Origin of the sequence: Pontibacter sp. HSC-36F09, from assembly GCF_024171605.1 — a bacterium.
Classification (GTDB): domain Bacteria; phylum Bacteroidota; class Bacteroidia; order Cytophagales; family Hymenobacteraceae; genus Pontibacter.
The window spans coordinates 38,772-52,517 of sequence record NZ_JALKAA010000001.1 but is presented as its reverse complement, the minus strand read 5'-3'; the positions used below and the strand labels follow the sequence as shown (position 1 = coordinate 52,517).

12 protein-coding genes are annotated in these 13,746 nt (G+C 51.2%); 5 read left to right on the top strand and 7 right to left on the bottom strand.

The window, feature by feature from the left end:
* Positions 1 to 11: 11 nt before the first annotated feature.
* Positions 12 to 704, bottom strand: coding sequence for a TIGR02117 family protein (locus L1278_RS00215; protein WP_253400499.1), 693 nt, complete (start codon positions 702 to 704; stop codon positions 12 to 14).
* 208 nt (positions 705 to 912) lie between these two features.
* Between L1278_RS00215 and L1278_RS00210 the strand changes: the two genes are divergently transcribed.
* From L1278_RS00210 to L1278_RS00195, 5 genes are all read left to right on the top strand, one after another.
* A complete protein-coding gene (locus tag L1278_RS00210; RefSeq protein WP_253400498.1) occupies positions 913 to 3,471 on the top strand; it encodes a M14 family metallopeptidase in 2,559 nt (852 codons plus the stop codon).
* 40 nt (positions 3,472 to 3,511) lie between these two features.
* Positions 3,512 to 3,634: a hypothetical protein gene (locus tag L1278_RS19485; RefSeq protein WP_256488305.1), complete on the top strand. Its 123-nt coding sequence runs from the start codon at positions 3,512 to 3,514 to the stop codon at positions 3,632 to 3,634.
* Positions 3,635 to 3,638: 4 nt separating this feature from the next.
* Complete coding sequence (locus tag L1278_RS00205; RefSeq protein ID WP_253400497.1) at positions 3,639 to 4,163, top strand: DinB family protein; 525 nt, start codon at positions 3,639 to 3,641, stop codon at positions 4,161 to 4,163.
* 105 nt (positions 4,164 to 4,268) lie between these two features.
* Complete coding sequence (locus L1278_RS00200; protein ID WP_253400496.1) at positions 4,269 to 5,708, top strand: DASS family sodium-coupled anion symporter; 1,440 nt, start codon at positions 4,269 to 4,271, stop codon at positions 5,706 to 5,708.
* Between the two features lie 36 nt (positions 5,709 to 5,744).
* Positions 5,745 to 5,927 carry a hypothetical protein gene (locus tag L1278_RS00195; protein WP_253400495.1) on the top strand — a complete coding sequence of 61 codons (183 nt, stop codon included), beginning with the start codon at positions 5,745 to 5,747 and terminating at the stop codon, positions 5,925 to 5,927.
* Positions 5,928 to 6,648: 721 nt separating this feature from the next.
* Here L1278_RS00195 and priA read toward each other — a convergent pair.
* From priA to rpsF, 6 genes are all read right to left on the bottom strand, one after another.
* A complete protein-coding gene (gene priA / locus L1278_RS00190; RefSeq protein ID WP_253400494.1) occupies positions 6,649 to 9,180 on the bottom strand; it encodes a primosomal protein N' in 2,532 nt (843 codons plus the stop codon).
* 140 nt (positions 9,181 to 9,320) lie between these two features.
* On the bottom strand, positions 9,321 to 11,387 hold the full coding sequence (locus L1278_RS00185) for a thioredoxin domain-containing protein (RefSeq protein WP_253400493.1): 2,067 nt from the start codon (positions 11,385 to 11,387) through the stop codon (positions 9,321 to 9,323).
* 123 nt (positions 11,388 to 11,510) lie between these two features.
* A complete protein-coding gene (locus tag L1278_RS00180; protein WP_253400492.1) occupies positions 11,511 to 12,491 on the bottom strand; it encodes a GSCFA domain-containing protein in 981 nt (326 codons plus the stop codon).
* A 168-nt stretch (positions 12,492 to 12,659) separates the two neighbouring features.
* Entirely contained in the window at positions 12,660 to 13,103 is a 444-nt protein-coding gene (gene rplI, locus L1278_RS00175; RefSeq protein WP_220625684.1) for a 50S ribosomal protein L9, read from the bottom strand.
* A 13-nt stretch (positions 13,104 to 13,116) separates the two neighbouring features.
* Positions 13,117 to 13,368, bottom strand: coding sequence for a 30S ribosomal protein S18 (gene rpsR, locus L1278_RS00170; protein WP_068838643.1), 252 nt, complete (start codon positions 13,366 to 13,368; stop codon positions 13,117 to 13,119).
* Complete coding sequence (rpsF, locus tag L1278_RS00165; RefSeq protein ID WP_253400491.1) at positions 13,368 to 13,736, bottom strand: 30S ribosomal protein S6; 369 nt, start codon at positions 13,734 to 13,736, stop codon at positions 13,368 to 13,370. The genes rpsR and rpsF overlap by 1 nt, the downstream gene beginning before the upstream one ends.
* Positions 13,737 to 13,746: the final 10 nt, after the last annotated feature.

The following is a 13,746-nucleotide window of genomic DNA, read 5'->3' as shown; positions in this document are numbered from 1 at the left end:
TTATACCTGACTCATTCCCGCACTTGCCGCATCACCACAAATGAAAAAGGAGCCCAGAAAGCAGCCCGATGACCCATGGCCTTAAGTCCGCCGTTAACCCAACTGTTGCATGTCTTGAAGAGGTGGAATTTACCGTTAGCTTCATAAAAATTGTCGCGGGTATGGTAGCCTTTGCCTTCAATCAACAAAAAATCGCCATTAGGCTGTTGTTGGAAGCTATCCAGAATGTACTGCACCAGGGCCTGGTACTGCGCTTTGGTAATGATAACGGGCTGTTGGTATTTATTCTGCCGGAGCGGTTGGGCAATGTACTCCACGTGCATGGCTGTGCGGGTAGGCCAGAAAAGCGAGGTGATGGCGGTGGTGAGGGTGAGGTCTTTCCACTCGGGCGTTTCCATGTAAAACTGCCGGTCGCCCCAGCCGAAACCCACATGGGTAAAAGAGCTATCGGCGCCGGCGTAGTCCTGCAGGTATAGCTTATCGCGCCAGTCGATAATATCGGTTTTGATGGGCAGCACCAGGTCTGTGTGCACCCCGTTATCGGTCACGAAGATCTCTATACCTTCTGTGGCCTGTGCGTAGCTACTGTTGACAGGTATAGCGCCGAGTGTTATTCCGGCCAGTATGTATAGCACGGTCATCAGGGCTAGTCCTGCCAAAAATGCCAGGAAACCTTTGCCGGTCTTTCGCCAAAACAGATACATAGCAATAGGTACGCACATAAGAAGTTGAATGTCAGGTATAGAAATTAAACCGAAGGCTGCCTGTTAAAATTCCACGCTGATTCTTCTGTTTTTTCTTTGCAAGGTATAGCCAAGCTTTAAAGGTATAAAATTGCCAGATTCAGCTTTTTTGCGCAGATTGTACCTTTATTTCCATACCCTCAACACACCCTCTTTAAAGAGCTAAATCATGCAAAACACATTGAAGCGATTGCTCGCTTTTGCCTTCGTGTTGCTGAGTTTGCAGACTGTCCTGGCACAGCAACAGGCACTGCAGACTCCAGAGCAGTTTTTGGGCTATACCTTGGGCAAAGAATTTACGACGCATGCCCGCATCACCGACTACGTAAACTACCTCGCACAGCAGGCCCCGAACAGAATCCGGGTGCAGGAGTATGGCAAAACCTACGAAGGCAGACCTCTGTTGCTAGCCTACGTGGCCAGCGACGAAAACCTGCCGCGTCTTGAGCAGATCCGGGAGAATAACCTGCGTCAGGCAGGTATAGCCAACGGACAGGTGCAGGGCAAGCAGCCGGCTATTCTCTGGATGAGCTACAACATCCACGGCAACGAGTCGGTGAGCAGCGAGGCGGTGCTGCAGGTACTTTACGATCTGGTAGACCCAAACAACCAGCAAACCAAAAAGTGGCTGGAGAACACTGTGGTGATCCTGGACCCGTGCGTGAACCCGGACGGACGGGAGCGCTACGTGCAGTGGTATAAGCAAACCCAGAACCAGGGCGGCAATGCCTCGCCTTATGCCTGGGAGCATTACGAGCCCTGGCCGGGGGGCAGACCGAACCACTATTATTTTGACCTGAACCGCGACTGGGCCTGGCAGACACAGATCGAGTCGAAGCAGCGTATGGCGCAGTATAACCAGTGGCTGCCACAGGTGCACGCTGATTTCCACGAAATGGGACCAGAATCGCCTTACTATTTCTCGCCGGCTGCTAAACCGCTTCACGAGAGCATCACCACATGGCAGCGTGATTTTCAGTATACCATCGGCGACTACAACCGTAAGTACTTCGACCAGAACAACTGGCTCTACTTCACCCGCGAAAACTTCGACCTGTTCTACCCAAGTTACGGAGACACCTGGCCTACCTTTAACGGTGCTATCGGGATGACCTACGAGCAGGGCGGCTCTGGCCGTGCCGGTCTGGCTTACAAGAAGCAGGACGGCGACACACTCACGCTGACGGATCGCATCGCCCACCACCAAATCGCCAGCCTGGCTACGCTGCAGGCTACAGCCGAAAAAGCAGATCAACTGACACAGGAGTTCCGCAAGTACTACGACAACAACCTGAAGAAGCCCGCAGGCGATTACAAGACTTTCGTGTTCCGGGCCGACGACCGCAGTGCAGGTAACCTCAAAGCGCTGACTGACTACCTAGATCAGCAGCAGATCCAGTATGGCTATGCAGGCAAGAGCAGCTCAAGCAAAGGCTTTAACTACGCTACCGGCAAGGAAGAAAGTGTGAAGGTAGGACAGAATGACCTGGTTGTGAGTATGTACCAGCCCAAGTCCACGCTCGTGAAGGTGCTGTTCGAGCCGAACTCTAACCTCGAAGATTCGCTTACCTACGACATTACTTCCTGGGCCATGCCTTACGCCTTCGGCTTGCAGGCTTATGCACTTAAGAATCGTCTGGAACCAGGCAACCAGAAACCAGCTAAAGCTGCTACTGCAATTAAGGTGGAGCGACCATTTGCCTATCTGGCCCGCTGGAACAGCCTGCAGGACGTAAAATTCCTGACCGAACTAATGGCGCAAAAAGTAAAAGTACGCATGTCGGAAAAGCCTTTCGAGATGGAAAACCGCCAGTACGAGGCGGGCACCCTGATCATCACCCGCACCGGAAACGAAGGTATGGGCGATAAGCTGGATGCTGTGGTACGCGCAACTGCCGAAAAACATGGCGTGCCGCTACAGGCTTCCACAACGGGCTTTGTGAGCAGTGGCGCCGACTTCGGTTCGGGCAGTGTGCGTTTCCTTAAAATGCCGAAGGTGGCTGTGATGTCCGGTGAAGGGGTGTCGCCTTACGCGTTCGGGGAGATCTGGCACTACTTTGAGCAGCAGATTGGTTATCCGGTTACGGTGCTCGGGACCGGGTATTTCGGCAGTGTGCCATTACACGAGTTCGATGTGCTGATATTGCCTGCGGGTTCTTATGGCCGCGTGCTGAACGAGCAGGCGCTGGAGCAGGTGAAGAACTGGGTGCGTGGCGGCGGTAAGCTGATTGCCTTGGAGAGCGCCGCAGGTTTCCTGGCTGGTAAGAAAGACTTTAATCTGCAAAAGAAGGCCGGCGATGAAGCAACTGAGAAAGAAAAAGCCAAAGAAACGAAAGAGGACCCTTACAAGCTGCTGCGCGCATACGGCGACCGTGAGCGTGACGCGATTTCAGAAGATGTACAGGGCAGCGTGTTCCGCGTAAATCTCGATAAAACCCATCCGCTTGCATTCGGTTACGGTGATACTTACTATGCTTTGGTGCGCACCTCAGACACCTTCAGCTTCATGAAAGACGGCTGGAATGTAGGCGTGCTCAAGAAAGACAACTATGCGACCGGTTTTGTGGGTGCCAAGGCAAAAGAGCGACTCAAAGACGTCCTGATCCTGGGTGCGCAGCCAATGGGCAGGGGACAGGTGGTATACCTGGCCGACAACCCGCTGTTCCGCGGTTTCTGGCACAACGGCAAACTGCTCTTCGGTAACGCCGTGTTCCTGGTAGGGCAGTAAGCGTTCCTCAGACAAGCTAAGCTCTTTAAAAGTACATCACATGACAGAAGCAGCGGCCCGGCTATACAAAGCCTGGTCGCTGCTTTTTATCGTGACTGCTTATCAGCATACGCGTATAATTTGTACCTTCACGTATACCTATCATCCTACCACCAAAGCTTAAAACTATGGATAGCATCATCGGCGCACCAAATCCGGCTGAATACGACGAGTTTTTTAACAGTTACATCGGCAACGCCAAAACCGACGATCTTCTGTCTGGGCTGGCGGCAAGCGAAGAGTACATTGTCAACTTCATGCTCTCGCTCAAGGAGCAGCAACTGAGCTACCGCTACCAGCCCGGTAAGTGGACTATCAAACAAATGCTGGTGCACATGGCTGACACAGAGCGCATTTTCGCCTACCGCGCCCTATGCTTTGCCCGCAACGATAAAACGGAATTGCCTGGTTTTGATGAGAATGCTTATGCAGAGCACAGCAAAGCAGATGCAAGACCGATCACGTCTATACTGGCAGAGTATGCAGCCGTTCGCCAGGCCACCATCGAGTTGTTCAAAGGATTTGATGACGAAATGCTGGGCCACACAGGTATAGGCAGTGGTCGTAGCGTGTCTGTCAGAGCCTTGGGCTTTGCCATTCTGGGCCACGAGATCCATCACCTGAACATCATCCGCGAGCGTTACCTGGTTTAACATAGTCTGATAGAGTTCGCTACACACAGGTATAGCAATCACAAATTGCTGCATTCTATACCTTGGTTCAGCGGTTAATTCTGGTTTATAGCTATATTTATATCCATGACTTTAACCAGAAGAAACATTGGCTTGCTGCTGGCTCCTTTGCTGGCTGTGATGATGTGGTGGCTGACGGACAGGCTTGAACCGGAGGCGCGCAAGGTAGCTGCCATCATGGTTTTTTGCCTGGTCTTCTGGATGACCGAAGTGATCCCGCTCTCCATGACAGCCTTTCTGGGGGTGATTATGGCGATACTGACAGGTATAGCGGATGTCAATACGGCTTTCCAGAACCTTGGTCACCCGATCATTCTGCTCTTTATCGGGAGTTTTCTGCTGGCCCGTTCCATGACCCGCCACGGCCTCGATAAGCGTCTGGCCCTCTTTATCCTGGCCCGGCCGTTCTTTCAGAAGAGCCTTTTTAGCATGTTTCTGGGTTTCTCGCTGGTTTCGTATGTGCTGTCAATGTGGGTGAGCAACTCAGTGACGGTGGCCATGCTGCTGCCGCTCACGATTGGAGTGTTGCAGTTGATACCGGATCCTGCCGCACGTAAAAGTTCAGCCCCCTTTTTCCTGCTAGGTATAGCGTATAGTGCTTCCATCGGGGGTGTTAGTACTATCATAGGCTCTCCTCCTAACTTGATTGGCGTGAACTACCTGGCCAAGGAAGGCATCAACATTGATTTTCTGCAATGGATGATCATGGCCATGCCTATTTCGCTCTGCATCTATGCCGCTATGTTGGTGTACGTGCGCTGGTACTTCAAAAAGTTTAACTTCAGTCCCGAAGGTATAAGGTCGTACGTTGAAACACAAACCCGTGAGCAGCCTCCTATATCGAAAGGCGAGCAGATCACGATGGGTGTGTTTATGCTGGCGGTGGTGCTGTGGTTGAGTCCGGGCGTATTTAACTTGTTGGGCATGCAAGAGGCCTATACCTTTATGAGCAGCTATTTTGCCGAGAGCACGGTTGCTGTACTGGCCGCGCTGCTCCTGTTTCTGATTCCGCCTGGGCAGGAGAACGAAGGAGAAGGAACTCTCACAACCGCAGACCTGGTCCGCATCGACTGGGATACGATCCTGCTTTTTGGCGGGGGCATGGCATTGGGGCAATTGGTGGTGAGTTCTGGCCTTGCCGACGCAATAGGCGCCAGCATCACTTCTTTCATTGGTCCGGACCAACTGCTGGTACTGGTGTTTTTGCTGGTGGGCGGTGTGATCATGGTGACCGAAGTAAGCTCCAATACTGCCATTGCGATCACTTTTGTGCCGATCGTCATCGGGATTCTCAATCAGCTGCAATTCCCGCAGCTATACCCTGTGCTGGGTGTCGTGATTGCCTGCAGCATGGCGTTTATGCTGCCTGTGGCAACTCCTCCCAACGCTATTGTGTACGGGAGTAAACAAGTGCCCATCGGTACCATGATGCGTACAGGTATGGTTTTGAATGTAGTAAGCACTGTTATCATTACGGCCTGGATTATTTTCTATATGTCGCTTTGATTTTATACTTTGTAATTTGCACTTTAATAGACACATATGGCTAACCGACGATTATTCAGAATTTTGCTCGCCATCGCCTGCTTTGTATTTGCAGGTGTAAAAGGCTGGCAGATATGGCAGGGAGAGTACGAATGGATAGATGTCTTTATCCTGATTGCTTTTTTGGCCTTTGGGATCATGTATGTAGTGGTACTGACCAAGAACACACCGCAGGAATAGGCTAAAAAGAGAAAAGCCTGAAAATTAAAAAATATCTTGGCAGACATTCTCAACTTTCAGGCTTTCAACTTTTAGCCAAAGGTACTCATTATACGCCCCTGTTTTTGATTGGGTTACGATTGCACCAGAAAAGTGAAATAATTTTTGGAATGCTTCGTTAGAGGAGGTTTTGTTAAGGAGAAAATTGCACTAATTTTTCTGATGTTTCGGGTGGGGATTGGGGAGGGAAGAGGTCGCTGGGGACTTTTTTTGGCAAGGGTCGCTACCCCCTGAGGTGAATTACCTCCCCTAGCCCCTCCTAAAAACAGGAGGGGGACTTTTGGCTATTGTTTTCCAGTTTGTCATTCTGGAAGGATCTTGGTAGAAGGGAGGGCAGGTAGTTGCTATAACACACCCCTGCCCCTAGGCGGTGAGTCTGTAGCTGCCAATTCAAGGTATAAGCTTTGAAGCACAGTGCACTGGCACGCATTGAGAGACATCCTTGCCCCGGAAGCAACGAATCAAACAGCCTTAGCCATGTGCGCTTTTCGGCGCTCCACTGTTTGAGCGTTCAGCGAGTGGGGGTAGGGGCCCTCGATTTGTGTCAAGACAAAAAGTAAGTGCCCGCCGCACAGACGAAGCAATGAAACAAAATCATTTGCTATACCTACAAACCAGCCACGCCGGCCAGACAAAAAGCCCTAGCTATACCTACAAAAACCAGAATTAAGCTAGCATCAAATCAAGCTGGATCCACATCCGCAACTACCCGTATCCCCTTAAAATCAGGCAGCAGGTACAGCTGTTGTATTACTTTAGAAATGGCCTGCTTGGCAGCTCTGAGGTTCACATTCTCCCTCGGCAGCTTCACGTGGATCTCATTCAGGAAAAGATTCCGGATCTTGAAAATGTAAGGTACTTCCGGTCCCAGCACCAGCTGTGCACCTAGCTGATCAGTCAGGTCTTTGGCCAAAACAATCGCAGCATTTTCTGATACCTTCTCGTCCATGTGCTTCACCGTGATACGGATCATGCGGGCGAAAGGAGGGTAGCCGAAGCGCATGCGTTCCTCGATCTCGTGCTCGTAAAGCGAGGTATAATCGTTGCTGTGCACCTTGCGGAAAATCGGCTGCAGCGGGTCGCGGGTTTGAATGAGCACCGTGCCCGGTTTTCCTTTGCGGCCGGCACGCCCGCTGACCTGCACAAACAGCTGATAGGCACGCTCGTGCGCCCGGAAATCTGGGAAATGGATGATGCTGTCGGCATTGAGTATACCTACCAGGCTTACATTTTCGAAATCCAGACCTTTGGTTACCATTTGGGTACCGATCAGCACATTGGTTTTGCCGCTTTCGAAGTCGGCGATGATCTGCTGGTAACTGTTCTTCTTCTTGGTTGTGTCCAGGTCCATGCGCTGTACCTCGGCATTGGGCAACATCAGTTTCAGGTCGTCTTCAACCTTCTCGGTGCCGAAGCCCATGCTTCTGAGCGTAGTGGCGCCGCAAGCCGGACAGTCGTGCGGCATGCGCTCGTGGTAGCCGCAGTAGTGGCAGCGCAGCTCGTTGTTATACTTGTGGTAGGAGAGGCTCACGGCGCAGTGCTGGCACTTGGGAATCCAGGAGCACTCGTCGCAGCTGATGAAAGGCGCGTAGCCGCGGCGGTTCTGAAACAGGATCACCTGTTCGTGCCGCGCCAGCCGCTCTTCAATGGCGGTAACCAGTTTGCCCGAAAAGTGGTTGTGCATGTTCTTACGCTGCTGTTCTTCCCGCACGTTAATCAATTCGATGGTAGGCATCTGCGCCTCACCGAAGCGTTTACTCATGGTCACCAGGCCCCAGCGGTCGGTCTTGCAGTTGTAGTAGGTCTCGATGGAAGGCGTGGCAGAGCCGAGCAGGGTTTTAGCTCCCTGCAGGTGTGCCATCATCAGGGCCGTTTCGCGGGCGTTATACCTAGGGGCCGGGTCGTACTGTTTGTAGCTGGGCTCGTGCTCCTCATCCACTATCACCAGCGACAGGTTATGGAAAGGCAGGAACACCGCCGAGCGTACTCCCACCACCATCTGGAAACGACCTGACAGCACACCCTGCCATACTTCAGCGCGCTCGTTGTCGGAGAACTTGGAGTGGTAGATACCTAGTTTATCGCCAAACACTTTTATCAGTCTCGTCACGATCTGCGCGGTTAGCGCAATCTCGGGCAGCAAGTATAGCACCTGTCCTCCGGCCTCCAGCGCATGCTTGATCAGGTCGATGTATACCTCGGTTTTGCCGCTGCCCGTTACGCCATGCAGCAGCACCGTGTCTTTTTCTTTGAACAGGCCCAGTATTTCGTCTTTGGCCTGTTCCTGGTGCTCCGACAGCTTCATAGGCTGCAGTGGCACGGTGTTGTCAACAGGGAAGCGCGAAATGATCTGGTCAAACTGCTCGAAGACGCCTTTTTTGATCAGCGAATCAATGGATGACTTGGAGAGGTGCGGGTTGTTGGCCAGTACGCTCTTCTCTATACCTGCTGCGTTGAGGTGGATGTTCTGATGCACTGGCACCTTCTGCAGGTAGTTGAGCAGAATGTCGAGCTGCTTGGGTTTGGTGGCGAGTTGGTTGAAGAGCTCCTCCAGCATACCTTCCTCCTGCACAAAATGCTCCGTGAGGCGAATCTTCTTGACCACTTTAGGCGAAAACCGGTCGCTCACCTGCTCAAATATGATGATCGCTTCTTTCTGGATCAGCGATTTGATGTACTTGTGGTAACTCTTCACCTGCAGCAGGTTTCCCACCTCCGTAAAAGTAAGGGCTGGGTTTTGCTGCAGGGCGTAGATGATCTTGACTTCCTGCGACGCCAACGGAATATCGTCTTCTTCCGGATTAAAATGCGGGTGCAGCTGTATGCGCGATTCGCTGCTGAGCTTAAGAGCCGAGGGAAGCGCCGCATTGATCACCTCACCGATGGTACACATGTAGTAATCGGCGATCCAGCGGAAAAGCTTGAGCTGTGGGGCCGTTACAATGGGCTTGTCGTCCAGCACATCCAGAATATACTTGGCCTGGTAGTCAGCAGGGGCGTTTTCGTGAATGTCGGCCACTATACAGCTGAGCACCCGCTTAGCGCCAAACTGCACAATTACCCGTGCGCCCACCAGCACCTCGTCGTTCATTTCGAAGGGGATGCGGTAGGTATACAGTTTCGGCAGGGGCAGGGGCAGAATCACGTCGGCAAAAAGCGTGACGCGATCCACGGCCGGCTCCGGCGGGTAATTGAAATTGAGTAATTCAGACAAGGGCGCAGGTATAGGTTGTGTATGCAAAGGTCGCAAAAAAGCCTGTAAATCCCGAAGGCTTTCAACAAGGTATAGCTATACCTGTTGCCTCACCGGAAGTACCGGAACAAGCTTTGTCCTTTGTGAAGTGATGGCTATACCTACAGCGATGGGAATTTCGGGTTTTCTCCATTTCCTTTCTGCAACTGCTCCAACGCTTCTGCGGCGGTGTGCACCGGCAGCTGGCAGGTCCTGTTATAGCACACAAATACCGTTGTTTTCCCATTGATGGCGCTGCGGTCTTTTAACAACGGTAGTTCGCTTTTACTTTCAGTGCCGGCCAGCAGCATGTTGGGGATGTAAAATGAGCTGAGCTCGGAGCGCATTTCCGGTGCCTGATGTCCCACAATAGCAACCTCGGCAGTAGGTTGCAGCTGGTGGTAATACAGACTGGCCCAGTTGCCCATGTGGCCGGGCTCCCTCACCACAAGTTCTTTCACCTGCGCCAGCATGGCAGCTGCAAGTTGCTGGTAATGCTCCTCGTCGAAGTAAAGCCCCAGCAGGTATAGGTTGGTGGCCATCACCGAGTTGGAAGACGGAATCACATTGTCAAGTAGCTCTTTTTTGCGGGCCACCAGTTTTTCTGCGCTCTGGTCTGTAAAGTAAAACAGTTGCTCCTGTTCATCCAGAAAGTTAGCCAATGTATAGTCTGTCAGCTGTTTGGCCTCCAGCAAGTATTTTTCGTCAAACGTGATCTCGTATACCCGGATCAGTGCCCGGATCAGCAAGGCATAGTCCTCCAGAAAACCGTTAATTGACGCCTTCCCTTCCTTATAATTATGGTATAGCCGATCACCCTGCTTGAAGTGGCGGAGTATGAAATCTGCATTTCGGATGGCAAGTTGCAGGAAGTGCTTGTTCCCAAAGGTATAGTAGGCATCTGCCAAGCCCTTGAGCATAATGGCGTTCCAGGAGCAAAGGATCTTGTCGTCCAGACCCGGACGAACGCGCTGTGACCGAACCTCCATCAGCTTTTCCTTCCAGGTTTTTACCATCTCCTCCAGCACCTCCAGTTCCAGCTCGTTTTCTTTGGCAAAATGCGCATCGCTGATGCGGCGGTGCAGGATATTCTGACCCTGTTCAAAATTACCAGTCGAGGTCACATGGTAGTATTTCGACAGGATGGGCTCTTCTGCTCCGAACAGGTCCTGCAGTTGCTGACGGGTAAACACATAGAACTTGCCCTCCACGCCTTCGCTGTCTGCATCAAGTGACGAGTAAAAGCCGCCCTCTTCGCTCATCAACTCACGCTCTGCAAATGCAATCGTTTCGTATACCACATCTTTGTAGAGCGTCTCTTTTGTGAGCAGATAAGCTTCTGCATATAAACTGATCAGCTGCCCGTTATCGTAAAGCATCTTCTCAAAGTGCGGCACCAGCCATTTTTCATCAACCGAGTAACGGGCGAAGCCACCCCCAATCTGGTCATACATGCCGCCATAAGCCATTTCATGGAGTGTGAGATTGATGTGCTTCAGAGCGGCTGTATTTTCGGTATGAGCATAATAGCGCAGCAAAAACAGCAGATTGGCCGGCATCGGAAACTTGGGGGCAGTACCGAAGCCGCCGTGCTTTTTGTCGAACTGCCGGGCCAGGTTACTGTAGAGCTCCTCAAACTCCTCCCCGCTCACTTCCGTCTGACTTTGCTGAAGTCCGAATCTTTTCAGTTCGTTCAGGTTGAGGTGTTGCACAAATTGCTCTGCTGACTTGTCGAGTTCCTGCCGGTCCTTCGTGTAAGCTTCTGCGATGTTGAGGAGCAGCTTCACCCATTGCTGGGGTGTAAAGTAGGTGCCGCCATAAAACGGCTTGGCCTCCGAATTCAAAAAGACATTCAGTGGCCAGCCTCCCTGCACACCCATGGCCTGCAAAGCGTCCATGTGCACGGCATCCACATCCGGCCGCTCTTCCCGGTCTACCTTGATGCACACAAAGTGCTCGTTCATGACGCTGGCAATCTTCTCGTTTTCGAAAGACTGATGCTCCATGACGTGGCACCAATGGCAGGCCGCATAGCCAATGCTTACCAGGATGGGTTTATCTTCCTTTTTGGCCTTCTGCAGCGCTTCCTCTCCCCATGGGTACCAGTTTACTGGGTTGTAAGCGTGCTGCAACAGGTAGGGACTGCTTTCGTTGATCAGTTTGTTCGGTGTCTTCTTGTTTTGGGCCATGGTCGTCGTATTGCGGGCTGCTGGAACTCTATACCTACGGACAAGGCAGGTAAAAGTATGCTGACGACGGGCTGATCAAAAGAATAAAGGGAGCAGTAGCTAGGGTAGGGGCTATACCTGAATTTACTTGACCAGCTGTTGCTTCAGGGCCTTTTCTTCTTCTGAAATATCCAGTTTATACCTATCCGCCAGCTGCTGTAATTGCTGAAGGGTGGTTTTTAGGAAGCTTTGGTGTGCATCTGATTCTGGATGAAAAGGCCGGTGGGCAATGGCTCTTCGCATTTTCTCCCACGCTTTAAGAAAGCCCCTGAAATCCTCGCCCAGGTAGGCATTCACAAACTTGTCCCAAATGTAATCTTCTGCCACTTCCGTCGGGTGTACCATGTCGCGTCCATAGAAACGGTAGTCGCGCAGGTCGTCCATCATGATCTCGAAGGCAGGGAAGTAGTGTGCTTGCTTGTTGTTTGCAGTAAGCTCGTGGCAAAGGAGCCGCAAAATGGATTTGCTGACACTATTGACTTCAATTGTTTCCTTGATGTGACGTACGGGGCTTACGGTAAGCAATACTTGAAGTGCGGGGTTAAAGCGCCACAAATCCTCTAGTGTCTGCTGCATATCGGCACGCAGGGCATCAAAGGAGAGGAGTTCGCGGCTGAACTGGCGGGCGGGCAGTTTATGACAATTGGCCACCACTTCACCGGAGCTTTGCAAACGATAGCCCACTGCTGTGCCGAGCGTTATGATCAGCAGGTTGGCTTGCTGTAAGGTATGGCGTGTCAAAGAGAGGCGTTCATTGATGCGCTCCAACAGGGTTTCACGAGAGGTGGAGGAGAGGGAGGAATGCAGGTCATAGCCATACCAGATGCCGTTGTGCTGCACCAGACTATCCGCGATCGGATGGGAGCCGCCGATGGAGGCTCGGAGCAGCTTGCCCACGGATAGTGGGTTAAAGATCGTTCCGAAAAGGTTCACCAGTACCTGCGCCTTATTTTCCTGTAGCCTGTGGCCGATTACTTCTGCAAAGCAGGAGCCAATGGTCAAGATGCCACTCGACAGGCTCAGATCAAGGCCACTGGCAGGTATGTGCAGTTCAGTCCGGAACATAGGTATAGGTATAGGTATAGGTATAGGTATAGGTATAGGTATAGGTATAGGTATAGGTATAGGTATAGGTATAGGTATAGGTATAGCGCAAATTAACCGGAAGCAGTAAATAAAAAAAGCGCCCTGCTTTTAGGGCAGGGCGCTTTTTGTGCTTGGTAGCGGCTAAGATTACTCAGCTACTACGTTGAAGCGGATCTGATGCTTCACTTCTTTGTGCAGGCTCAGCGTGGCAGTGTATTCGCCAGCTGTTTTCACGTCCTGATCAAAAGAAATACGCTTGCGGTCTACATCGTGACCTTTAGCCTTCAGAGCCTCAGAAATTTGGTTGGTTGTAACAGAGCCGAAGATCTTACCAGTCTCGCCTACTTTCGCAGGGATTTCCAGTGTGATATCACCGATTTTGTTTGCCAGTTCCTGCGCATCGTTCTGGATTTTCTCCAGTTTGTGGGCAGCCTGACGAACGTTCTCAGCTACAATTTTCTTGTTGGTTTTGTCAGCCAGCACTGCCAGTCCTTGTGGGATCAGGTAGTTACGGCCATATCCTGACTTTACAGTAACGATATCGTTCTTGTAACCAAGATTTTTAACGTCATCTTTAAGTATTACTTCCATGTTCGTTACCTCCTTATTTTAAAGAATCAGTTACATAAGGTAAGATAGCCAGGTGACGTGCGCGGGCAACAGCCTGGGCCACTTTACGCTGGAACTTCAGGCTGGTGCCTGTCAGTCTTCTTGGAAGGATCTTGCCTTGCTCGTTTACAAACTTAAGCAGGAAGTTGCCATCCTTATAGTCGATATACTTGATACCGCTCTTTTTGAAGCGGCAGTATTTCTGACGATTTTCTTGCTTGTGTACTCTTTCGTTAACTAGGCTCATTATGCTTTAACCTCCTCTTTTTTAGCCTGTGATTTGAATTCACCTTTTCTTCTGCGCTCGTTGTAAGCAATTGCGTGCTTATCAAGGGCAGTAGTTAAAAAGCGAACAACTTTTTCGTCGCGGCGATAAGCCAGCTCAAGCACATCAATTACAGTAGATGGAGCCATAAACTCGATGAGGTGGTAGAAACCAGTAGATTTCTTCTGGATTGGGTAAGCAAGCTTACGCAGACCCCAGTTCTCTTCGTGGATAATGTCGGCGCTATTTTCCTTAAGCACCTGTCTGAACTTCTCGACCGTTTCCTGCATCTGCGTCTCGTTCAACAGAGGCGTCAGAATGAAGACCGTTTCGTAATTTTTTAATTCCATTTGGTTATGA